Source organism: Microbacterium sp. Marseille-Q6648, assembly GCF_943181415.1.
Lineage (GTDB): Bacteria > Actinomycetota > Actinomycetes > Actinomycetales > Microbacteriaceae > Microbacterium.
Genome location: NZ_CALPBZ010000003.1, coordinates 109,880 through 131,466 on the forward strand (window position 1 = coordinate 109,880; position 21,587 = coordinate 131,466).

Here is a 21,587-nt window from a genome sequence, read left to right on the forward strand (position 1 = left end):
CTAGCGGCGTGACGGGACGGGAACGACCGCGTCGCCGACGAACCGCCGCACCGCGGTCGTCAGCGCGGACCGCGGTGCGACGTCCGCGACCGGGCGGGCCGCCAGCAGCGCGGCGTCCACGGCCCGCAGATCGTGGGGCACGAACCAGACGTCCTCGATCCCCCCGAACCGGTCGAGCGTGCGTCGGATCTGGCCGCGTGCGTCGATGCCCAGGGAGCCGGGACGGAGCGAGTTGGCCACGACCGCCACGGGGGTGGAGCCGATGGTCGCACGAAGCTCGGGGTAGGCGCGCAGGAACCTGCTCACCCCGAGCGGGTCCGCCCGCACGACGGCGACCACGAGCTCCGCCGAGCGCAGGGCGGCCAGCGTCGCGGCGTTGCGTCGCGGACCGGCGAGGTCGCTGACGATCTCCTCATCCCGTTCGAGGGATGCCGCCACGTCGACGACGGTGTAGTCGACCCACTCCCGGCACACCTCGAGCGCCGCTCCGACGCGGGCGTCGGAGAGCTCGGGCCACCGCGACGGGCGGTTGAGACCGGTCAGCACGTCCACACCGGTGCGGGCCAGCGGCAGGCTGATGCGGTGGAGCTCGCGCACGTCCAGGCCGCCGAGTTCGGCCTGCCGGCAGGCGGCGGCGAAGCCCGGCCCCTCGTCGGGGAGCCCGAGCGCCAGCGCGATCGACGGCGCGTGCGTGTCGGCATCGACGAGTCCGACGTGGCGTCCGCCTCGGGCCAGCTCCACGGCGAGCTCGACGGCGACGGTGGAACGGCCGGGCGAGCCCTGCGCGCCCCACACCGCGATCGTGCGCGGGCCGAGACCCTCGGGCGCGAGCGGTGCGGCCATCGGGCGGGGCGGCTCGGCGAGTACTTCCACGATGCGCCAGGGCTCGGTTCCGTCGGCCAGCGGCCGCTCGAGCCCGAACGACGCCGCCAGGCGCACGTCCTCGGGCGTCGACGCCCACGGCACGATGCGCGCACCCGCTCGGTCGCACAGCGCCACAGCGGACGCCGTGAGCGACGACCGCGAGACCCCGAGGACGACGGCATCGCTCTCGATCAGCGCACGCACCACGAGGTCGGCGTCGTCTCCCGGCACGTCGTCCGCTGCCGCGGCGGCGATCGCGTCCGGGGCGATGACCGCGGGCACGACGACACCCTCGCGCTCGAGACCGGCCGCGACGGACGTCGCACGTGCGCCCTCCAGTGCGACGACGACGTTCATCGGCCGGACCCCGCGGCAGGAACCACCGACAGCGCTGAGCCGTCGGCCATGGCCGCCAGCGTCGCGGCGACATCGGCCCGCGGAATGACGATCTCGAGCGCCGCCGCTCCCCCGCCCATCATCGTGTCGTCGCGCTCCACCGCGACGACCGTCGCGTCTGCGACCAGGATGCGCGGTGCGTCGTACTCGCCGGCTTCGATGAGCGGCGCCGACCACACCTCCACCACGGCGCCGGCTCCCACCGACGCCGGCACGTCGATGGAGCTGCGCACGACCAACGTGGTCGTGCGCACCTTGCGATCGTCCCCGAGTGCGCTCCGGGCGACGAGCTCCCCGGCCTCGATGGTGCGGGTCGCCACCGCGCCCGACTCCAGCTCATCGGCGGCGAGGTACACCTCGGCGACGGTCCCGAGCCCGACGTCCACCGTTCGCAGGTCGGCGGCGGTCACGGCCTCGCCCGGGACGATCGTGCGGGAAGCGGCGTAGACCGGCTCGGTCTGCCGCGATGCGGCGACGACGAGCCACACGCCGGCGACCGACCCGACCACGAGCGCGATGCCGAGGAGGAACCGGAGGTCGCCCCAGAACGGACGGCGGGAGGAGCGGACGGCGGCGGAGGCGGTCATGCCACCATGGTGGCGCACGGCGCGCGAGGCCTCCGTTCGTTATCCACAGCACGCCGCGCGCCCCGCGCGACACCGCCCACCCGGGTCGATAATGGAGTCCATGCCCGATTCCCCGACGTCGGACCTCCGGCTCCTCGCACCCTCCCAGGTGGGTGAGATCCTCGGCGTGAGCGTCGACGAGGTCATGAGCCTGGTCGGCGAGGGGCGCCTTCGCGGCGTGCGAGTGGGATCCCCGGCATCCTGGCGGGTGGACGAGGCGAGTGTGGCCGACTACTTGGACGATCAGGCCGAAGAGGCGCGGCGCATGGCGCTGTGGCGTCAGTCGAACGCCGCCAGCTTCCCGGAGCTGTGGGGCACCGGGGTCGTTCGCCGACCCGATTGACCGATCCTGGTCTCACAGGACCGGCGGACGACCGTCCACACGGATGCGGGAGACGGCGGCGAACGCGATGACCCGGTACCCCGAGACCGCTTCCGCCCGACGGGGCGCACCCTGCTCGTGGACGGCCAGATCGAAGTGGTCGGCGCCGGCTCGATCGATCGTCCCCGACAGCGCGCGTCCGTTCGAGAGGTGCACCATCACCGGAGAGCGGCGCCGCACGAGGTCGCGCAGGGCGAATCCGAACGTCAGACGCTCGGCCAGGGGCGACCGCGCGGGAGCAGGGCGAGCACTCCGCAGCAGATCGGCGTGCGGCATCCCCACCCCGGCGATGCCGGTGAAGGGCGCGACGACGGCGGCCCGAGGCTGCGACGGCGCGTCGAGGGCCACCCAGTCGGCCCCGACACCGGTCACCTCCGCGGCGAGCGTGCCGCCGTCGGTGAAGTCGAACGTCGGCGCGGACATCCCCCGTTCGCGCTCGGCGAGCATGAGGAGCCGCTCGCGCAGCGACACCCTCGACAGGCGCAGTCGCTCCGCCTCGGTGTCGAGTGCGGCGCGCTCGGCCTCCCACTCGGACGCGAGCTGATCTTCGAGATCGTCGAAGAACCGTTCCCACCGCATCCCGCGAGCGTAGGACATGGGTGCCGTCCGTCCGGCGAACTTATCCACAGTCCGCGGAGCGGCTTCTCCTGGGAGTTGGCTGTGTGCTGTACTGGCAGGAGGAAGACACCTACCAGAGAGGGCTCCTCATGGCAGCGAAGCCCGCGGGCGCGACCCGCGCGTATTCCTCGGCGATCGAGGCGGAAGAGGAGCTGTCGGCGCTCTTCGCGCCTCAGCGGACCTCCTCCCACGCGCTGCCGGACCCCGAGCCGCTGCTGCGCAACCTCACCCTCGGCGTGCTGGAGGTCTTCGCCGGCGTCCGCGAGGTCGATCAACTCGCACGATGGCTCACCGAGGAGCCGTACCGCAAGCTGGTGGTCCGCGCCAATCTGGCCGCCCGGGCGCGCAGCGCCCGCGGACTCCCCGCCAAGCGACCGGTCCACGCCATCCTGTCGCTGCGTCACTCGTCACCTGCGGACGGCGTCGTCGAGGGGGTCGTCGTGGTGCAGGGCCCGGCCCGCACCCGCGCGATCGCGCTCCGACTCGAAGGCATGGACGGACGGTGGCGCGCGACGTCGCTCGCGTTGCTCTGACCCACCTCGCCTCACCAGGCTCGGGCCGTCCCCGACGATGTGGTCGGCCCGATCAACCCACCGGCGTCACTGCGAATACGACGCCAGGAAGTTGCCGAGCCGCTCGACCGCCTCGGACAGAACGCGCGCTTCGGGCAGGGTCACGATACGCACGTGATCGGGCGTCGCCCAGTTGAACCCGGTCCCCTGCACGAGCAGCACGTGCTCGGCCACGAGGAAGTCGTACACGAACTTCGCGTCGTCCCGGATGTCGTACACCTCGGGATCGAACCGGGGGAAGGCGTAGAGCGCGCCCGCCGGCTTGACACACGTCACCCCGGGGATCGCCAGCAGACCCTCCCATGCGGCGTCCCGCTGCTCGTGCAGGCGACCCGCGGGGCCGATGAGGGCGTCGATGGACTGCACACCCGACAGCGCCGCCTGCACCGCGTGCTGCGCGGGGACGTTCGGGCACAGCCGCGTCGAGGCCAGGAGCGTGATGCCCTCGAGGAAGCCCGAGGCGTGCGACTTCGGGCCGGTGATCACGAGCCACCCGGACCGGTAGCCGGCCACCCGATAGGTCTTCGACAGCCCGTTGAAGGTCAGGCACAGCAGGTCGGGGGCGACCGAGGCCATCGGGATGTGCTGCGCGTCGTCGAACAGGATGCGGTCGTAGATCTCGTCGGAGAGCAGCAGCAGCGAGTGCTCGCGCGCGATCGCGGCGATCCCCTCGAGCACGTCGCGCGAATAGACCGCGCCGGTGGGGTTGTTCGGGTTGATCACGACGATCGCCTTGGTGCGCGGAGTCACCTTCGCCCGGATGTCCTCGAGGTCGGGCTGCCATCCGTTCTGCTCGTCGCACACGTAGTGCACGGGCGTCCCGCCGCCGAGGCTGGTCATCGCCGTCCACAGCGGGTAGTCGGGAGCGGGGATCAGCACTTCGTCGCCGTCGTCGAGCAGAGCCTGCATCACCATCGTGATGAGCTCGGACACTCCGTTGCCGAGGTAGACGTCGTCCGGCTCGAACGCGGGGAACGACTCGTCCTGCTCGTACCGGTAGACCACGGCGCGACGGGCCGACATGATGCCGCGGCTGTCGCTGTAGCCGTGGGCGTGCGGCACCGCCTCGATCATGTCCCGCACGATCTGATACGGAGCCTCGAATCCGAACGCGGCGGGGTTGCCGGTGTTGAGCTTCAGGATCGTGTGACCCTCGGCCTCGAGCCGATCGGCCTCGACGAGTGCCTTCCCCCGGATCTCGTAGAGGACGTCCTTCAGCTTCGTGGACTGGTCGAGGGGGCGCAGCGGGCTCATCGGATCAGGATATCCGGGGGTCGGCAGAGCCAATGGCGCATGCGTGGCCCGCTACCGCCCGACTGCGCATCCCGACGCGCTCGTCGGCGTCACTTGCGCTTGTCGGCCGCCCGGCGCTCGGCCCGGTTGGATGCCGGAGCGGAAGGGGCGGCATCATGCCGCTGGCCGAAAGCCCCGCGCGGAGCCTCTGCCCCGGCCGGCTCCTCGCCGGCGGATGCCGCGGCCGCAGCCTGCCGCAGCTTCGACGTGGCCGCCTGCTGCACCTGACCGCGTTCGTTGCGGACTTCGACCTCGCCGGCGTCGTTGGGGGCGGTGTACTGCAGTCGCTGCCCCTCGACGGCGGGGGTCGACAGGCCCTTGGCCTCGACCTCGGCCTGGTCGCCGTCCGCACGGCGGACCTCGACTTCGAGGTTGTAGAGGTACCCGACGGTCTCTTCCTTGATCTGACCCATCATCGACTGGAACATCTGGTAGCCCTCGCGCTGGTACTCGATCAGCGGATCGCGCTGGGCCATCGCGCGCAGGCCGATGCCGTCCTTCAGGTAGTCCATCTCGTAGAGGTGGTCGCGCCAGCGGCGGTCGAGCACCTGCAGCACGACGCGGCGCTCCAGCTCGCGCATGGCCGGCGAGCCGAGCGACTCCTCGCGCTTCTGATACGCGATGCGCGCGTCCGAGAGGATCTCGCGCTTGAGACCCTCGGCGGTGATCCGTCCCTTCGTGCCCGCATCGGCCACGACCTCGTCGATCGTGACGCCGACCGGGTAGAGCGTCTTGAGCTCGGTCCAGAGCGCGTCGAAGTCCCAGCTCTCGTTGTGACCCGACCCGGTGTGGTCGTCGATGACGGCCTCGATGGCGTCCTCGACGAAGTGCTGCACCCGGTCGGCGATGTCATCGCCGTGCAGGATGTGGCGGCGGTCGGAGTAGATCGCCTCGCGCTGGCGGTTGAGGACGTCGTCGTACTTCAGCACGTTCTTGCGGATCTCGGCGTTGCGCGCCTCGACCTGGCTCTGCGCGCTCTTGATCGCGCGCGACACCATGCCCGACTCGATCGCGACGTCGTCGGGGAAGTTGGTGCGGGCGAGGATCGCCTCGGCCGCGCCCGACTGGAACAGGCGCATCAGGTCGTCGGTGAGCGACAGGTAGAAGCGGCTCTCGCCGGGGTCGCCCTGGCGGCCGGAGCGGCCGCGCAGCTGGTTGTCGATGCGACGCGACTCGTGCCGCTCGGTGCCGAGGACGTAGAGGCCTCCGGCGGCGATGACCTTCTCGGCCTCCTCGTTCACCACGTCCCTGGTGGACTGGTAGACGTCGTCCCACGCGGCTTCGTAGTCGTCCGGCGTCTCGACCGGATCCAGACCCTTGGCCTTCATCTCCTGGACGGCCAGGAACTCGGCGTTGCCGCCGAGCATGATGTCGGTACCGCGGCCTGCCATGTTGGTGGCGACGGTGACGGCGCCCACGCGCCCCGCGCGTGCGACGATCTCTGCTTCTCGCGCGTGGTTCTTGGCGTTGAGGACCTCGTGCTTGATGCCCTTCTTGGCCAGCAGCCGCGAGAGGTACTCGCTCTTCTCCACGCTCACCGTGCCCACGAGCACGGGCTGGCCCGCTCTGTTGCGCTCCACGATGTCTTCGACGACCTGCGCGAACTTCGCCTGCTCGTTCTTGTAGACCAGATCGGACTGGTCCTTGCGGACCATCGGCTTGTTCGTCGGGATCGGGACGACGCCCAGCTGATAGGTCGACATGAACTCGGCGGCCTCGGTCTCGGCCGTGCCGGTCATGCCCGAGAGCTTGTCGTACAGGCGGAAGTAGTTCTGCAGCGTCACCGTGGCGAGGGTCTGGTTCTCGGCTTTGACCGGCACCGCCTCTTTGGCCTCGATGGCCTGGTGGATGCCCTCGTTGTAGCGCCGGCCGACGAGGATGCGGCCGGTGTGCTCGTCGACGATCATCACCTCGTCGTTCATCACGACGTAGTCGGTGTCGCGCTTGAACAACGCGAGCGCCTTGATCGAGTTGTTGAGGAAGGAGATGAGCGGAGTGTTGGCCGACTCGTAGAGGTTGTCGATGCCGAGGTAGTCCTCGACCTTCTCGATGCCGGGCTCGAGGACGCCGATCGTGCGCTTCTTCTCATCGACCTCGTAGTCGACGCCGGGCTCGAGCGTCCGGGCGACCTTCGCGAACTCGACGAACCAGCGGTTCGCCTCCCCCGAGGACGGGCCCGAGATGATGAGGGGGGTGCGGGCCTCGTCGATGAGGATCGAGTCCACCTCGTCGACGATGGCGAAGAAGTGGCCGCGCTGGACGAGATCCTCGCGGCGCCAGGCCATGTTGTCGCGCAGGTAGTCGAACCCGAACTCGTTGTTCGTGCCGTACGTGATGTCGCACTCGTACTGGGCGCGGCGGACCTCGGGCGTCTGCCCCGACACGATGGTGCCGGTGGTCATGCCGAGGGCCCGGTAGATGCGGCCCATGAGCTCGGACTGGTAGGACGCCAGGAAGTCGTTGACCGTGACGATGTGGACCCCCTCGCCGGCGATGGCGTTGAGGTAGGCGGGGAAGGCCGCGGTGAGGGTCTTGCCCTCACCGGTCTTCATCTCGGCGATGTTGCCGAGATGAAGTGCGGCACCGCCCATGATCTGCACGTCGTAGGGGCGCTGGCCGAGTGTGCGCTTGGCGGCTTCGCGAACGGCTGCGAACGCCTCGGGCATCAGGCGTTCCAGCGTCTCGCCGCCCACGTGCCGCGCCCGCAGTTCGGCGGTCTCGCTGCGCAGTTCCTCGTCGGTGAGCTGCGCGTAGTCCTCTTCGAGCGCGTTGACGGCCTTCACGACCTGCTGCAGCCGTCGCAGGATGCGCCCCTCGCCGGCACGAAGCAGTTTCTCGAGAGGGTTTGCCACGAAGTGTCTCCATCTGTCGGATCCGGCGCGGGCCGCGCCGCCGCGCACGGGCGACCTGCGCCCGGGCATACCTGCCCCATGTTATCGGGCTGTGACCTCGGCGTGCGCTGGGTGGGATGCTGCGACGTGCGGATCGGACACGCCGAGAGTCGGCATCCGAGGGCCCCTGCCGGGTATGCATATGCTCGGAATCCACATACCGGGTATGCAGAAACAGGGCGGAGAGCACATGTCGGTGAGGCAGAGCCTGCTGGCCATCCTCGACCAGGGGCCGTGCTACGGCTACCAGCTCCGGGCGGAATTCGAGCGTCGCACAGGCTCGACCTGGCCGCTGAACGTCGGCCAGATCTACAACACGCTCGACCGGCTGGAGCGAGACGGGCTCGTCGTGAAGGGTGCGACCGACGACCACGGTCACGTCTATTACGAGATCACGGATGCCGGGACCGCGGAGGCCCGGCGCTGGCTCGCCTCCCCCGTGGACCGACCGTCCGGCACCCGGGACGAGCTCGCGATCAAGCTCGCCCTCGCCGCCACTCTTCCCGGAGCCGATGCGGGCGCCATCCTCTCGGCACAACGCCGCGCAGGCACCGAGCGACTGGCGCGGCTGCGCGCGTCGGCTCCGATGGACCCCGAGGGGCCCGAGGCCCTCGCCCGGGCCATCGTGATCGACGGCCTGGTGCTTGCCGCCGAGTCGGAGCTGCGGTGGCTCGATCGGATCGCCGAACGCCTGTCGCGGCATCCGGGTGAGCGCTCCGGGCTCGAGCTCTCGGCGGCGCGGCCGCGCCGCGGACGCCCCGCCCGGGCGCGGGGCGCTCTGGCTCCTCCCAGCCCCGTCGCACTACCCTGAACTGTGTCCACTGACGAGAACCCGATCGAGGCCGAGGCTCCCGCCGAGCCCGCCGCGATGACATTCGCCGACCTGGGGCTGGGCGACGCCGTCCTGAAGGCCCTGCGCGACGTCGGATACGAGACCCCGTCGGCGATCCAGGCCGCCACCATCCCGACCCTCCTCCAGGGGCGCGACGTCGTCGGCCTGGCGCAGACCGGAACGGGCAAGACCGCAGCCTTCGCCCTGCCGATCCTCGACCGGCTGGACGTGTCGCAGAAGACGCCGCAGGCCCTCGTGCTCGCCCCCACGCGCGAGCTCGCGCTTCAGGTGTGCGAGGCCTTCGAGAAGTACGCCTCCCACGTCAAGGGCGTCCACGTCCTGCCCGTGTACGGCGGCCAGGGCTACGGCGTCCAGCTGTCGGCGCTGCGGCGCGGCGTCCACATCGTCGTGGGAACCCCCGGCCGCATCATGGACCATCTCGACAAGGGCACGCTCGATCTGTCTCAGCTGACGTACCTCGTGCTGGACGAGGCCGACGAGATGCTGAAGATGGGCTTCGCAGAGGACGTCGAGACGATCCTCGCCGAGACGCCCGACACCAAGCAGGTCGCCCTCTTCTCAGCAACCATGCCGGCCGCGATCCGCCGGATGTCGCAGCAGTACCTGCACGACCCCGAAGAGATCACCGTCAAGACCAAGACGACCACGTCGGCCACGATCACCCAGCGCTACCTGATCGTGTCGTTCCAGCAGAAGATGGACGCCCTGACCCGCATCCTCGAGGTCGAGAACTTCGACGGGATGATCGTGTTCGGTCGCACCAAGAGCGTGACCGAGGAGATCGCCGAGAAGCTGCGCGCCCGGGGTTACTCGGCCGCGGCCATCAACGGCGACGTCGCCCAGCCCGTCCGCGAGAAGACCGTGAACCAGCTGAAGTCCGGCAAGCTCGACATCCTCGTCGCGACCGACGTCGCCGCGCGGGGCCTGGATGTCGAGCGGATCTCGCACGTGGTCAACTTCGACATCCCCACCGACACCGAGTCCTACGTCCACCGCATCGGCCGCACCGGCCGGGCCGGCCGCAGCGGCGACGCGATCAGCTTCGTCACCCCCCGCGAGCGCGGCCTCGTCCGCGCGATCGAACGGGCGACGCGCCAGGATCTCACCGAGATGCGCCTGCCGAGCGTCGACGAGGTGAACGTGACGCGCCTCTCGCGCTTCGACGACCGCATCACCGCCGCACTGGCCGAGACGGAGCGCATCGACGGCTTCCGCGACATCGTCGCCCACTACGTGCGCAACCACGACGTGCCCGAGGTCGACGTCGCTGCCGCTCTCGCGGTCGTCGCCCAGGGCGAGTCGCCGCTGCTGCTGGAGCCCGAGCCCGAACGTCCCGTCCGCGAGCACCGCGACCGTGACGACCGCGACCGCGGCCGCGACGACCGGGGCACGCGACCGGAGCGTCGCCCGCGCGAGGGCATGGCCACGTATCGCATCGCTGTCGGCAAGCGCCATCGCGTCGAGCCCCGGCAGATCGTGGGAGCCCTCGCCAACGAGGGGGGCCTGCGCCGCGACGACTTCGGTGCGATCCAGATCCGCCCCGACTTCTCGCTCGTCGAGCTGCCCGCAGACCTGCCGCGCGGCACGATGGAGCGCCTCTCGGACACGCGCATCTCGGGACGCCTCATCGAACTGCGACCGGACACCGGCGGACCGGGCAGACGACGCGAGAGCGACCGCGGACCCCGCGAGGAGCGCCCCGCACGAGATGCGCGACGGCCGCGCCATTCGCGCGGCGACGGCTGACGCGGTCCTCGGGCGGAGTCGACGCATAGGATCGGTTCATGGCCGGTTTCTGGGGCAAGCGCAAGCGCGACGATGAACAGCTGCAGGCGCAGGACGCCGATCTGGCGCGTCGTGCGCGGACGGCGCTGGTCGCGGCCGATGAGCGCATCCGACTGACCACGGACGAGCTCGCGTTCGCCGAGGCGGAGCTCGGCTCCGGCGCAACCGGCGACCTGCGCGAGGCACTGGACGCCGTCCGCACGCACCTCGCCGAGGCGTTCCACCTCCATCAGCTGAACCACGACGAGATCCCCGACACCCCCGAAGAGCTGCGCACCCGCAACGCGCGCATCGTGCAGCTGTGCGAGTGGGCCGAAGACCTGCTCGACGACCGCACGTCGACCCTCGCCGAGGCCATCGAACGCGCACGGCGCGCACCCGAGATCATCGCCGGCGTCCGACGCGATGCCGACCTGCTGCGGTCGCGTCTGCCCCAGGCTCGTGAGACCGTGCAGCGCCTCGCAGCCCGGTACTCGCCGCACGCCCTGTCGCAGATCGAGTCCAATCCGGGCGAAGCCGACCAGCTGCTCGGCTTCGCCGAGCACAGCGCCGGGATCGCGGAACGGCGACGGGACGCCGGTCACCGCGAGCAGGCGAACCTCGCCCTCGAAGCCGCGACGGAATCCGTGCGGCGCGCCGAGACGCTCATCGACGCCGTCGAGACGTTCGAGATCGAGGCCCTGCGCGCCGAGTCGACGCTGGCCGCCGTCGTCGAGGACTCGCGCGACGATCTCGTGGTCGCGCTGCGCGAGCCCCACACCCCTGCCGTCAGCGCCGCGATCGCAGACCTGCAGCACGCGCTGGCCGCCCTTCCCGCCGCGGGGGTCAACACCGATCCTTTCGCGCAGCTCACACGGCTGCGCGAGGCCAACGCCGCACTGGATGCCGCGATCGCCAAGGCGCGGGAACGAGCGGCGCGCCCGATCCCCGACCTCGCGCACGTCCGGCACGCGATAGACGACGCCGACCGGCAGCTCGCCGTCGCGCGGGACGTCATCGCCGGACACCGCGGGTGGATCGGCGCCGACGCCCGCACGCGTCTGGCCGAGGCCGAGCGGACGCGCCTGGACATCGACCGCTACGTGGGCACCTCGGCTGCCGCGGCGGCGACGATCGAGGAGGACCATCGCGAGCAGGTGTTCGCCCTCGCCCGCCGCGCCGCCTTCCTCGCCAGCGAAGCGCTGCAGCTCGCGCAGCGCGACATCGACCGCTCCCGCCCGCAGGGCGGACCTGATCAGTGGGGCGGCCCGCAGCAGGGCTGGGGCGGCGGACGACGCGGCGGCGGCGGCGATGTCATGGGCGGCATCCTCGGTGGCCTCGTCATCGGCGGCCTCCTCGACGGCATGTTCGACTGACGTCTCGCTCCGACGACGACGATGCCCCGGATCCGCGGATCCGGGGCATCGTCGTCAATTCGTCAGGAAGCCAGCTCGGCGGGGGCCGCCTGGGTCGTCAGGGAGATGACACCGTAGTCCCACCCCTTGCGCCGGTAGACGACGCTCGGGTGATCGGTGCGCGCGTCCACGAAGAGGAAGAAGTCGTGCCCGACCAGCTCCATGCGGTCGACCGCCTCCTCGACGGTCATCCATTCGGGATCGAACTCCTTCGTGCGGATGACGACGGGGGTGTAATCCTCCTCCTCATCCGCGGCGGAGACGATCGGCACCTCGCCCGTGGCCAGTGCACGCAGCACCTCGACCGAAGCCGGCTCGACGTCGATGCCCTCGAGCGTGCCCTTCTCCTTCTCGAACTTCGCCCCCCGCGGGTGATTGCGGGCGTCGACGCGCTTGTCCTTCGCCCTGCGGAGCTGCTCGCACAGCTTGTCGACGGCGAGGTCGAGCGCGGTGAACTTGTCACCGTCCGTGGCCTCGGCCCGCACGATGGGGCCCTTGCCGTTGACGGTCAGTTCGACGGTCTCGTCCTCCATGCGACCGTTGTGGTAGGTGCGATGCGTCACCTTCACGTCGACCCGCTGCGCGCGCGGGGCGAGGTGCTCGATGCGAATGGCCTTCTCTTCGACAACCGAGCGGAATCGATCGGTGATCCCCACTCCCACGCCGACGATGCTGGTTTCCATCCTTGACCTCCTTGTTCCGGTCCGCCCGGTCAAGGGCGGACCATCAGTCGCCTTGTACCCCCCACGCTAGCCCGGTGACAGACGCCTGTCACGCATGAAAACGGGTTGTGTCCGGCGGGTGTACGCTGTGCGCGAAGCGACGCCCGGTCGCGGCGATCGTGACCGCTCCGACGACCTCCGCGCCACCCTCACGCAGGGCGCGTGCCGCTTCCGCGAGGGTGGCCCCGGTGGTCACCACGTCATCCAGGAGGAGCACCCGCAGCCCTTGGGCGCGGGACGCGCGCATGCTCCCCGCGACGTTGCGCCGTCTGCCGTCGCGATCGAGCCCGCGCTGGTCGGCCGTACGTCGCGTGAGCCGCAGCAGCCGTGCGACCGGGATGCCGGCGCGAGCCGCCACCGTCTCGGGAACGCGGTACCCGCGGCGCCGGTAGGCCGCCCGAGAGGTGGGCACCGGCACGACGACCGCGCCGCTGTGCCCGAACGCCGCGACGGCAGCGGTCAGCGCGGGGGCCAGCGCGTTCGCCAGTGAGGTGCGGCCGTCCTCCTTCAGGGCGCGGATCACGCGCGCGGCGACTCCGTCGAAGTCCAGCCCGCTGACGATGACGATGTCGTCCGTCATCGTCCGTCGCGGACGCGGGCGCAGCGCGCTCCGGCAGGACGCGCACAACGCGCGGTCGGGTTCATCGCACCCGGCGCAGGCCACCGGAAGAAGCAGCGCCACCGCGTCTGCGAGGGCGTCGGCGACACGCTCTCGGATCCAGCGGGGCCAGGGCACGGAGGAGGCGCTCATGTCGTCAGCGTGCCGGACGCCCGGTCACCGGCGCCGTCGCGCGGCCCGGCTGTGGACCGTTGCGACGGGGCGACGGGGTGGGGAGGGCTACTGCGGAGCGCCCTGCTGCGTGGCCAGCACGGCGATCCCGGTCGCCGACTCCTGCCAGTTCGCGCCACGACGGACCAGGAGGGTGCCGTCCTCGGTTCGGAGGCGGACATTGGACACCGTGGCTCCCCCGGCGATGTCGGCGACGTCGACCGGCGCCGAGGTGGTCGACGCCGGCCCCCCGACGACCTGCTCGTAGACCGTGCTCGCATCGTCCTCGGCGGTGAGGACGCCGACAGCGGCCTCGTCGAGCCACGCGAGTCCGCCGGGCACGCCGGTCACGGCGCCGAGGATGCGCGGCTCGGCCAGCCGGACGGGTATCCCCTCGTCGCGGACGACACCGGCTGCCCAGATCTCGAATCGCGCACCGGTCGTCACGACGGCCGCCATCCGGGTGCCGTCCCTCGACACCGACAGGGCGGCGATGCGGCTCGCACCGGGGAACGCATCGGCGACCTGCGCGACCGCGCCGTCGGGCATCACCGCCACCAGCGCCGAAGGATCGGTGGCCGGGACGCTCCATACCGCCCCGTACCCGTCGATCGTGGGATCCACCAGTCGGTCCCGCTCGTCGACCGGAACGGCGGTGTCGTCCGCCACCCGGTAGACCCTGCCGTCGTCCGCGTGCACGGCGGCGGCGTCGCGGTCGGGGCCCACCTGCACGGCCCGCGGCGCGAGTGCGGGGATGACCGACGACAGCCCCTCCAGGGCGGTGAGCTCGTCGCCGCTGAGGAAGCCGAAGCCCTCTTCGACGAGGACGAGCGGCGGTCCCGACACCCGGGCGGAGCGTGTGGAGACGGCATCCGCGTCGATCGGCGCCTGCGCGACCGACATCTCCACGCGCGTCACCCCGGCGGTGGCGAGACTCGCCTGGAGCTGGGTGTACATGCGGTCGAGGGTGTCGGCGTCCACGTCGAGCGCCTCGGCGCTCAGTTCAACCTGGGCGATCCCCGACTCGACGGGGACGGCGGCGCGAACGGTCACCTCCTCCGGGAAGGACGTGACGACGGAATCAGCCAGCCATTCGGCCACGGGCCGGTTCACGAGGGCGTCGGCCACGCGGGTGGCGGCGTTCGTCGTCGGGAACCACCGCAGATCCGGGACGAGGTACTGCCACGTCGGGTCGAAGTAGGCGACCGAGTACCGCTGGTACACGCTCGGGAAGACGTCGCGGTCCAGCACGATCCCGTCGGGCGCGTCGGTGATGCGCCACTCGCCGTCGGACTGCTGAGCCAGCCGGTACGACAGCACGGTGGTGCCGGCCGCCACCGGCTCGTAGGCCCCACCGTCATCGACCGTCGCGATCGCGACGACCGACAGGGTCACGGTGCCGTCCTCCCCCACGTCGTAGATGCGGTCTCCCGGAAGGACCACGGTGACGCCCGCCTCGGGACGCCAGTCGGTGAACTCGGGTGCAAGGAACTCTCGGGCTCGCGCCCAGCTGTCGGTGGGCCCGGAACCGGCGCGGATGAATCCCTCCACGATGTCCTCGGGCGCAGCGCCGGGCTGCGGACGATCGGGCAGGAAGATCGTGTCCTGCGGGGCACCGGTGTCCTCCGCCTCCTGGCCCGGATAGACCGGACCGCTCGTGGGCAGGCCGGCGCATGCGGCGAGCGCGACTGCGAGGATCATGGCGAGCAGGGCGGCGAGGCCGCGACGAACCGTCATGCGGAGCCTCCTGCCGGGGCGGCCCGGCGCGCGTCCTGAGCGAGATCGGCCGGCGGCACCTCGATCGGCTGGGTCAGTCCGAGGGCGTCGATCCCGGCGGCGGCGTCGTCGGCGGGATGCACGTCGATGGGGGACGTCACCTCGCCTGTGCCGCTTCCTCTCGGGAGCGTCAGGACGAAATGGGTGCCGCGGCCGGGTTCGCTCCACACCGCCAGCTCGCCGCCGTGCAGGCGCGCGTCGCCGAGGGCGATGGACAGTCCGAGCCCGGTGCCGCCGATCGTTCTGGTGCGTGACGGGTCCGCACGCCAGAAGCGGTCGAACACCCGCTCAGCGTCCTCCGGTCGCATCCCCAGACCGTAGTCCCGCACGCCGATAGCGACGGCCTGCTGGCTGCTGTCGACCGTGACCACGATCGGTCGTCCCTCGCCGTGCTCGATGGCGTTGCCCAGCAGATTGCGCACGATCCGCCGCACGCGCCGCGGGTCCATGTCGACCGGAGAATACCCGCCCGGGGCCACCAATCTCACGTCCGTGCCGTGCTGCTCGGCGAGCTGGTGCATCGAGGCGATGACATCCTCGGCGAGGTGGGCGAGGCTCGTCGGCTCGAGCTCGAGCTGCACCGAGCCGGCGTCGTAGCGGCTGATCTCCAACAGGTCGGTCAGCAGGGTCTCGAATCGCTGCACCTGCGCGTTGAGGAGTTCCGCGGCGCGTCCGGTGGTCGGATCGAAGTCCTCGCGCTGGTCGTAGATCATGTCGGCGGCGAGGCGGATCGTGGTCAACGGGGTGCGCAGCTCGTGCGACACGTCCGACACGAAGCGCTGCTGGACGAGCGACAGGTCCGCAAGTTCTTTGATCTGCGACTCGATGCTGTCGGCCATGGCGTTGAAGGATCGACCGAGGGTGGCCAGCTCATCCTCTCCCCGCACCGGGAGACGGACGCCCAGACGACCCGCGGCGAGCTTCGCGCTCGTCTCCGCCGCCTCGGCGATCGGGATCGTCACCGAGCGCAGCACGAACCACGAGATGCCGCCGATGAGAACGACCAGGGCGATACCCGAGAACCACAGCGTGCCGTGCACGAAGCCGAGCGTCTGAGCGGCGCCGGCCAGGTCGTAGGCGAAGTACAGCTCGTACGGACCCACATCCGGCACCTGCAGCTGCTGCCCGATCATGATGCCCGGCACCTCGCCGCCCTCGGCGGGGAGGGCGACGGACTGCCACCACTGCTGGTCCGCGCCGAGCTGAACCCGATCGCGCAGCCCGTCCGAGATGATCTCCTCCGCCCACGGGGCGGTGGCGAAATCCTGGGGGGCGTTGTCGGTCGGCGGTCCGATGCGGAAGACGGCGAACATATCCGCGGCCGACTGCTGACGCAGCTCGGTGTTGACCGCGGTCATGACGTTCTGCAGCCGCACCTGATCTCCCTGCGGCGCCGCACTGTCGAGGGTCGTCTGAGCTGTCGCGGTCGCCCGCTGGGCATCGGTGAGGACTTGGCGCAGCCGTGAGTCGAACAGGTCGTTCTGAATCGCCAGCGCCATCCACACGCACGCGACGGCGACCGCGAGCGAGGTCAGGCCGAGCGTCACCACGAGCGTCCGGAACCGCAGCGACCGCCGCCAGAGGCTGGCGACCCGCCGCGGCCACGTGCGCCACTCGCGCCAGGTGTCCAGCGACGCCGTCGTCGCCGTCACGCCCGTGCCGGTGGAGACCACAGCAGGCTCACACGACGGCGCCGGCGCGGTACCCGACGCCGCGGACCGTCGTGACGATCTTGGGGTTGTCGGGGTCGCGCTCGACCTTCGCCCGCAGCCGCTGCACGTGCACGTTCACCAGCCGCGTGTCCGCCTTGTAGTGGTAGCCCCACACCTGCTCGAGGAGCATCTCGCGCGAGAACACCTGCTGCGGTTTGGACGCCAGGGCGACCAGGAGCTCGAACTCCAGCGGCGTCAGCCCGATCGGCGCGTCCCCGCGGCGGACCTCGTGGGCCGAGACGTCGACGATGAGGTCCCCGATGCGCAGGACGTCGCCCGTGGGGCTGCCCGCGGGGCGCAAGCGCGTCTTGATGCGGGCGACGAGCTCTTTCGGGTTGAAGGGCTTGACGATGTAGTCATCGGCCCCCGACTCCAGTCCCTTGACGACGTCGGCGGTGTCCGTGCGGGCCGTGAGCATGATGATCGGGATGCCGGACTCGGCGCGCACGCGGGTGCAGATCTCGATCCCGTCCATCCCCGGCAGCATGAGGTCGAGCAGGATGAGGTCGGGCCTCTCGGAACGCCAGGTCTCGACCGCCTGCGCGCCGTCGGCGCAGAAGACCGTGTCGAACCCCTCGGTGCGCAGGACGATGCCGATCATCTCAGCCAGGGCGGTGTCGTCATCGACCACCAGGATGCGTGATGTCATCTGCCGCGTCGTCCTTTGCGTCGGGATGGGGGCACGGCGATGAGTGCACCGGTCCCCGTGCGCTTCCCACAGAGTAGTCGACCTCACGCGCGGTGCCGCCCAGCGCGCGCCGTGGGTTCGCCCAGCATCGCCCGCCCTGTGTGCCACGATAGGGATGGCCACGACGCACGAGGGGGAAACCGTGACCGCCTATCCCGCCTGGACGCCGGCATCCCGGCCGGGCATCATCCCGCTGCATCCGCTGTCGTTCGGGACGATCCTCGGCCGCTCGTTCGCCGCGCTGCGGCAGAATCCTCGCGTCCTGCTCGGCTTCGCGCTCCTCGTCCAGACCGTGGGATACCTGGTGGTGCTCGCCGCCGTGGGCGGGATCGCCATCGCGTCGTTCTCGCGACTGGACACGGTGCGTCCGGGCACCGAGGAGTTCGATCAGATCACCGCGGGTTCCGTGGCGATCACCCTCGTGGCGGGGCTGGTGCTCGGCCTCGCCGCCGGCGCGCTCGGGGTCATCGTCCAGGGCATCGTGGTCACCGAGGTCTCGCACGCCGCTGTCGCCGAGAAGCTGTCGCTCGGGGCCCTGTGGCGTCGAGTCAGGCCGGTCGCCCTGCGTCTGATCGGCTACGCGTTCCTCGTGGCGCTCGCCGTCCTGGCGGTGATCGCGATCGTCGTCGCGCTGCTGTTCGCGATAGGGATGGCCGCGCCCCCCGCCGCCATCGGGCTGGCGGTGCTGGTCTTCTTCGCGGCGCTGCCCCTCAGCCTGTGGCTGTCGACGAAGCTGCTGCTGGCCCCCGCGGCGATCATCATCGAGCGCGCGACGATCCGCGCAGCCGTGGTCCGGGCGTGGACCCTCGTGCGCGGACGCTTCTGGTCCACACTCGGGATCATCGTCGTGATCTCCCTGGTCTTCGGCGCCGTAGCCCAGGTCGTCACGCTCCCCTTCTCCTTCCTCTCGGCAGGACTGTCCTCCATCATCGCCCCGACCGGCGCCCCCGACGCGGCGGCGGTGATCGGGATGATCGTGACCCTCCTGCTCGCGCAGGCGGTGACGCTCCTCATCCAGTCGGTCGCCGTCGTGGTGCAGTCCACGGCGACGGCCATCGTGTACATCGACTGCCGCATGCGGCGCGAGGGCCTCGATCTGGACCTGCTCTCGTACGTCGAGAAGAGGGATGCCGGGACAGCGGATCTCCCCGATCCCTACCTCGTCGGCATCGGCCGCCTCGCCGCCCCGCGCTTCCCCGCTCCGTACGGCGCCCCGCCCTACCCCGGGGTGCCGTCGTACCCGGCCGCGTCCCACGGCGCGCCACCACGCTATGCGCCGCCTCCGACCGCGCCCCGTCGCACCCCGGCCGCGCCGCCGAGCGTTCCGCCCTACGCCGGCGGGCCGGGCGTCCCGCCCGCTCCGCCGCATCCGACGCAGTGGGCCGCGCCGGGTGCCGCTCCTGACGACCGCGGCGCATCGGCGTCGTGACCGCGACGCCGGCCGCAGCCCCGCCGCTCATCCCCGACGGGGAAGAAGGGCGCGAGTGGGCGCGGCGCGAGCTCGCCGATCCCGCGTACGACGCCGCCGAGCCGACGTTCCTCGACCGTGCGGCGAGCGCCGTCGGCGAATTCTTCGCCGATCTCTTCTCCGCGGATGTGCCCCCCGCGATCGGGTCCACTTTCGCGCTGGTGGCGGCGGTCGTCGTCGCGGCGGTCATCCTCGCCGCCTTCCTCATCTGGGGGCTCCCGCGCGCCACTCATCGAGCGCACGGCACGACGCGGACCCTCTTCGACGAGGACGATGAGCGGACGGCGGATGAGCTCCGCCGCGACGCCGCCGTTCACGCCGATCGCGGTGAGTGGGCCGCCGCGATCGTCCTGCGGTTCCGGGCACTGGCGCGCGGCACGGTAGAGCGCGGGGTCGTCCACACGCCGCCCGGCACGACGGTGCACGGCTTCGCGCGCGCCGCCGCTCGCGCCTTCCCGGGCTGTGCTGGCGCACTCGAAGACGCCGCCGCCGCCTTCGACGACGTCCGCTACCTGCGCCGACCGGGCACCGAGGCCCTGTACCGGGTCGTCGTGACGGCCGACGAGGCGGTCGTCTCCCAGCGTGTGGCGACCGCCTCGGCGGTGCCGGCGTGACGCCGGCGGCGACCGACGCGGTCGCGGCGACGCCGTCGCGTCGTCGCCGCATCGCGGCGTGGACGGCGATCGGCATCGTGCTCCTGGTGGTCGGCGGCGCAGGAGCGTGGATCTCGGGCCTCGGCGACTGGACTCAGCGCGGTGCGCTCGATCCCGAGTCGGCCGGCCCCGCAGGCACCCGCGCCATCGCCCGGATCCTCGAGCAGAACGGCGTGGAGGTCATGGTGACCCGGGATCGACTCGCCGCCGCCGAAGCCCTCGCACAGCGCTCCGCCACCCTCGCCCTGCCCGATGCGCCGGCGCTCTCGGACGACGGTCTGCGCGCGCTGACGGCCGGCGCCGCGGACGTCGTGCTCCTGGACCCGCGCTCCCGCACTCTCGAACTTCTCCTGCCGGGGTCGTCCCCCGCCGGCGAGGCGGACGGCGCACTCGTCGATCCGGCCTGCCCGCGGGACGAGGCGCAGCGCGCGGGCGCGGTGATGCCGGGAGCGGTCTACCTCGCCGGCGACGAGGTCACCGCGTGCTACCCGTCGGGGGCGGGAGCCGGCCTGCTCGTGGCCGAAGACGGCGGCACGCGTGTCTCCGCGCTGGACGCGCGTGCGCTCCTCGCCAACGACGTCCTCGCCGATGAGGGCAACGCCGCACTCGGTCTGAACCTGCTGGGGCGCCACGCCGTCGTCGTCTGGTATCTGCCCACCCTGGCCGACAGCGACATCGAGGACACCGACGTCACCCTCGGCGAACTGACACCGCCGTGGGTGAGCCCGGCCATCGTGCTGCTGCTCGCGGCAGGCGTCGCCGCCGGCGTCTGGCGCGGCCGCCGATTCGGGCCCCTGGTGGCCGAGCGCCTTCCCGTGACCGTCCGTGCGGCCGAGACGGCGGAGGGCCGCGCGCGCCTGTACTCACGGGCGCGCGACGCGGGGCACGCCGCCGATCAGCTGCGGCTGGACACGCTCGATCGGCTGGCGCGGCTCGTCGGACTCGGCCCGAGCGCGAGCGCGCTCGAGGTGTCGGATGCCGCGGCAGCGGTCTCGGGACGGGATCCCCGTGCGGTGCGCGCCGTCCTCGTCGACGGGGTCCCCGCCTCCGACGCCGACCTCGTCGCCCTCAGCGTGACTCTTCGCGATCTGGAGCGGGCCGTGCACGCGGCCGCCCGACAGGAAAGGACCAACCGATGACCGACTCCCCCGCGCGCCCCGGCGCCCCGGACGATGCCGCCCTGCGCGACGCGATGAACCGCGTCCGCGTCGAGGTGGGGAAGGCGGTCGTCGGACAGGACGGAACGGTGACCGGGCTCCTCATCGCGCTGCTCGCCCGTGGCCACGTGCTGCTGGAAGGTGTGCCGGGGGTCGCCAAGACTCTCCTCGTGCGCGCGCTCAGCACCGCCCTGGGACTCGAGACGCGGCGCGTGCAGTTCACGCCCGATCTCATGCCCGGGGACGTCTCCGGGTCGCTCGTGTACGACGCGCGGACGGGTGAGTTCGAGTTCCGCGAGGGCCCGGTGTTCACGCACGTGCTGCTCGCCGACGAGATCAATCGCACCCCGCCGAAGACCCAGGCCGCCCTGCTCGAGGCGATGGAGGAGCGGCAGGTCTCGACGGACGGCGTCACGCGCCCGCTCCCGGATCCGTTCCTGGTAGCCGCGACCCAGAACCCCATCGAGCACGAGGGCACGTACACGCTGCCCGAGGCGCAGCTCGACCGCTTCCTGCTGAAGCTCGTCGTCGATCTTCCGGCGCGCGACGCCGAGTTCGCGGTCCTTCGTCGCCACGCCGCCGGCTTCGACCCCCGCGATCTGGCGGCCGCGGGCCTGGGACGGGTCGTCACCGCGGACGAGATCCGCGCAGCACAGCGCGCCGCGGCATCCGTCACCGTGTCGGACGACGTGCTCGGCTACGTCGTCGACCTCGCCCACGCGACGCGGCGGAGCCCCTCGGTGCAGTTGGGGGTGAGCCCGCGCGCTTCGACCGCGCTGCTGGCGGCGGCGAAGGCGTGGGCCTGGCTCGGCGGCTATCCGGCGATCACACCCGACCATGTCCAGACGATGGTGGTGCCCACGTGGCGGCACCGCATCCGGCTGCGCCCCGATGCGGAACTCGAGGGCGTCTCGGTCGACGCCGTGCTCGGCTCGGTCCTGCAGCAGACGCGCGTGCCGATCTGACCC

General features: G+C 71.5%; 19 protein-coding genes. 9 read left to right on the plus strand and 10 right to left on the minus strand.

All coding sequences use genetic code 11. From position 1 onward, the window contains the following. Window positions 1-1,221 carry a CpaE/TadZ family protein gene (locus NFR93_RS10755; protein WP_251453218.1) on the minus strand — a complete coding sequence of 407 codons (1,221 nt, stop codon included), beginning with the start codon at window positions 1,219-1,221 and terminating at the stop codon, window positions 1-3. After that, window positions 1,218-1,847: an SAF domain-containing protein gene (locus NFR93_RS10760; RefSeq protein WP_251453219.1), complete on the minus strand. Its 630-nt coding sequence runs from the start codon at window positions 1,845-1,847 to the stop codon at window positions 1,218-1,220. Before NFR93_RS10760 ends, NFR93_RS10755 begins: the two co-directional genes overlap by 4 nt. A gap of 100 nt (window positions 1,848-1,947) precedes the next feature. Here NFR93_RS10760 and NFR93_RS10765 point away from each other — a divergent pair, with 100 nt between their 5' ends. Further along, the gene (locus NFR93_RS10765) at window positions 1,948-2,229 is read left to right on the plus strand and encodes a helix-turn-helix domain-containing protein (protein ID WP_251453220.1); all 282 of its coding nucleotides are present in this window, start codon (window positions 1,948-1,950) and stop codon (window positions 2,227-2,229) included. Window positions 2,230-2,241: 12 nt separating this feature from the next. Here the strand turns inward: NFR93_RS10765 and NFR93_RS10770 are convergent, their stop codons facing one another. Beyond that, window positions 2,242-2,847 carry a hypothetical protein gene (locus NFR93_RS10770; protein WP_251453221.1) on the minus strand — a complete coding sequence of 202 codons (606 nt, stop codon included), beginning with the start codon at window positions 2,845-2,847 and terminating at the stop codon, window positions 2,242-2,244. 128 nt (window positions 2,848-2,975) lie between these two features. Between NFR93_RS10770 and NFR93_RS10775 the strand changes: the two genes are divergently transcribed. Beyond that, window positions 2,976-3,419, plus strand: a complete 444-nt coding sequence (locus NFR93_RS10775) for an Rv3235 family protein (RefSeq protein ID WP_251453222.1) — start codon at window positions 2,976-2,978, stop codon at window positions 3,417-3,419. A 66-nt stretch (window positions 3,420-3,485) separates the two neighbouring features. Here NFR93_RS10775 and NFR93_RS10780 read toward each other — a convergent pair whose 3' ends face one another. Then, on the minus strand, window positions 3,486-4,712 hold the full coding sequence (locus NFR93_RS10780) for a pyridoxal phosphate-dependent aminotransferase (protein ID WP_285814580.1): 1,227 nt from the start codon (window positions 4,710-4,712) through the stop codon (window positions 3,486-3,488). Between the two features lie 89 nt (window positions 4,713-4,801). Continuing rightward, window positions 4,802-7,603 carry a preprotein translocase subunit SecA gene (secA, locus tag NFR93_RS10785; RefSeq protein WP_251453223.1) on the minus strand — a complete coding sequence of 934 codons (2,802 nt, stop codon included), beginning with the start codon at window positions 7,601-7,603 and terminating at the stop codon, window positions 4,802-4,804. A 229-nt stretch (window positions 7,604-7,832) separates the two neighbouring features. Here secA and NFR93_RS10790 point away from each other — a divergent pair, with 229 nt between their 5' ends. Genes NFR93_RS10790 through NFR93_RS10800 form a run of 3 tightly spaced genes read left to right on the plus strand, consistent with a single transcriptional unit; the run spans window position 7,833 to window position 11,635 of the window. Continuing rightward, window positions 7,833-8,453, plus strand: a complete 621-nt coding sequence (locus NFR93_RS10790; protein WP_251453224.1) for a PadR family transcriptional regulator — start codon at window positions 7,833-7,835, stop codon at window positions 8,451-8,453. Window positions 8,454-8,510: 57 nt separating this feature from the next. Further along, on the plus strand, window positions 8,511-10,241 hold the full coding sequence (locus NFR93_RS10795) for a DEAD/DEAH box helicase (protein WP_251453592.1): 1,731 nt from the start codon (window positions 8,511-8,513) through the stop codon (window positions 10,239-10,241). Window positions 10,242-10,279: 38 nt separating this feature from the next. Next, on the plus strand, window positions 10,280-11,635 hold the full coding sequence (locus NFR93_RS10800) for a hypothetical protein (RefSeq protein ID WP_251453225.1): 1,356 nt from the start codon (window positions 10,280-10,282) through the stop codon (window positions 11,633-11,635). Between the two features lie 62 nt (window positions 11,636-11,697). On the opposite strand, the gene hpf is transcribed toward NFR93_RS10800, so the two are convergent. From hpf to mtrA, 5 genes are all read right to left on the minus strand, one after another. Then, window positions 11,698-12,357, minus strand: a complete 660-nt coding sequence (gene hpf, locus NFR93_RS10805) for a ribosome hibernation-promoting factor, HPF/YfiA family (protein WP_251453226.1) — start codon at window positions 12,355-12,357, stop codon at window positions 11,698-11,700. An 88-nt stretch (window positions 12,358-12,445) separates the two neighbouring features. Then, the gene (locus NFR93_RS10810; protein ID WP_251453227.1) at window positions 12,446-13,147 is read right to left on the minus strand and encodes a ComF family protein; all 702 of its coding nucleotides are present in this window, start codon (window positions 13,145-13,147) and stop codon (window positions 12,446-12,448) included. A gap of 87 nt (window positions 13,148-13,234) precedes the next feature. Next, complete coding sequence (locus tag NFR93_RS10815) at window positions 13,235-14,902, minus strand: LpqB family beta-propeller domain-containing protein (protein WP_251453228.1); 1,668 nt, start codon at window positions 14,900-14,902, stop codon at window positions 13,235-13,237. Further along, the gene (mtrB, locus tag NFR93_RS10820) at window positions 14,899-16,614 is read right to left on the minus strand and encodes an MtrAB system histidine kinase MtrB (protein ID WP_251453229.1); all 1,716 of its coding nucleotides are present in this window, start codon (window positions 16,612-16,614) and stop codon (window positions 14,899-14,901) included. The genes NFR93_RS10815 and mtrB overlap by 4 nt, the downstream gene beginning before the upstream one ends. Window positions 16,615-16,621: 7 nt before the next feature. Beyond that, window positions 16,622-17,302 carry an MtrAB system response regulator MtrA gene (mtrA, locus tag NFR93_RS10825; RefSeq protein WP_251453230.1) on the minus strand — a complete coding sequence of 227 codons (681 nt, stop codon included), beginning with the start codon at window positions 17,300-17,302 and terminating at the stop codon, window positions 16,622-16,624. A 181-nt stretch (window positions 17,303-17,483) separates the two neighbouring features. Here mtrA and NFR93_RS10830 point away from each other — a divergent pair, with 181 nt between their 5' ends. Genes NFR93_RS10830 through NFR93_RS10845 form a run of 4 tightly spaced genes read left to right on the plus strand, consistent with a single transcriptional unit; the run spans window position 17,484 to window position 21,584 of the window. Then, window positions 17,484-18,770 (plus strand): DUF7847 domain-containing protein, encoded by a 1,287-nt coding sequence (locus tag NFR93_RS10830; RefSeq protein WP_251453231.1) that lies wholly within the window; start codon window positions 17,484-17,486, stop codon window positions 18,768-18,770. Next, window positions 18,767-19,423, plus strand: coding sequence for a DUF4129 domain-containing protein (locus NFR93_RS10835; protein WP_251453232.1), 657 nt, complete (start codon window positions 18,767-18,769; stop codon window positions 19,421-19,423). Before NFR93_RS10830 ends, NFR93_RS10835 begins: the two co-directional genes overlap by 4 nt. Beyond that, complete coding sequence (locus NFR93_RS10840) at window positions 19,420-20,601, plus strand: DUF4350 domain-containing protein (RefSeq protein ID WP_251453233.1); 1,182 nt, start codon at window positions 19,420-19,422, stop codon at window positions 20,599-20,601. Before NFR93_RS10835 ends, NFR93_RS10840 begins: the two co-directional genes overlap by 4 nt. Continuing rightward, window positions 20,598-21,584 carry an AAA family ATPase gene (locus NFR93_RS10845; RefSeq protein ID WP_251453234.1) on the plus strand — a complete coding sequence of 329 codons (987 nt, stop codon included), beginning with the start codon at window positions 20,598-20,600 and terminating at the stop codon, window positions 21,582-21,584. Before NFR93_RS10840 ends, NFR93_RS10845 begins: the two co-directional genes overlap by 4 nt. Window positions 21,585-21,587: the final 3 nt, after the last annotated feature.

What these genes read in the sequence shown, in the direction of transcription:
- NFR93_RS10755 (WP_251453218.1), bottom strand. Translation starts at nt 1,221, where the DNA reads ATGAACGTCGTCGTCGCACTGGAGGGCGCACGTGCGACGTCCGTCGCG.
- NFR93_RS10760 (WP_251453219.1), bottom strand. Translation starts at nt 1,847, where the DNA reads ATGACCGCCTCCGCCGCCGTCCGCTCCTCCCGCCGTCCGTTCTGGGGC.
- NFR93_RS10765 (WP_251453220.1), top strand. Translation starts at nt 1,948, where the DNA reads ATGCCCGATTCCCCGACGTCGGACCTCCGGCTCCTCGCACCCTCCCAG.
- NFR93_RS10770 (WP_251453221.1), bottom strand. Translation starts at nt 2,847, where the DNA reads ATGCGGTGGGAACGGTTCTTCGACGATCTCGAAGATCAGCTCGCGTCC.
- NFR93_RS10775 (WP_251453222.1), top strand. Translation starts at nt 2,976, where the DNA reads ATGGCAGCGAAGCCCGCGGGCGCGACCCGCGCGTATTCCTCGGCGATC.
- NFR93_RS10780 (WP_285814580.1), bottom strand. Translation starts at nt 4,712, where the DNA reads ATGAGCCCGCTGCGCCCCCTCGACCAGTCCACGAAGCTGAAGGACGTC.
- NFR93_RS10790 (WP_251453224.1), top strand. Translation starts at nt 7,833, where the DNA reads ATGTCGGTGAGGCAGAGCCTGCTGGCCATCCTCGACCAGGGGCCGTGC.
- NFR93_RS10795 (WP_251453592.1), top strand. Translation starts at nt 8,511, where the DNA reads ATGACATTCGCCGACCTGGGGCTGGGCGACGCCGTCCTGAAGGCCCTG.
- NFR93_RS10800 (WP_251453225.1), top strand. Translation starts at nt 10,280, where the DNA reads ATGGCCGGTTTCTGGGGCAAGCGCAAGCGCGACGATGAACAGCTGCAG.
- hpf (WP_251453226.1), bottom strand. Translation starts at nt 12,357, where the DNA reads ATGGAAACCAGCATCGTCGGCGTGGGAGTGGGGATCACCGATCGATTC.
- NFR93_RS10810 (WP_251453227.1), bottom strand. Translation starts at nt 13,147, where the DNA reads ATGAGCGCCTCCTCCGTGCCCTGGCCCCGCTGGATCCGAGAGCGTGTC.
- NFR93_RS10815 (WP_251453228.1), bottom strand. Translation starts at nt 14,902, where the DNA reads ATGACGGTTCGTCGCGGCCTCGCCGCCCTGCTCGCCATGATCCTCGCA.
- mtrA (WP_251453230.1), bottom strand. Translation starts at nt 17,302, where the DNA reads ATGACATCACGCATCCTGGTGGTCGATGACGACACCGCCCTGGCTGAG.
- NFR93_RS10845 (WP_251453234.1), top strand. Translation starts at nt 20,598, where the DNA reads ATGACCGACTCCCCCGCGCGCCCCGGCGCCCCGGACGATGCCGCCCTG.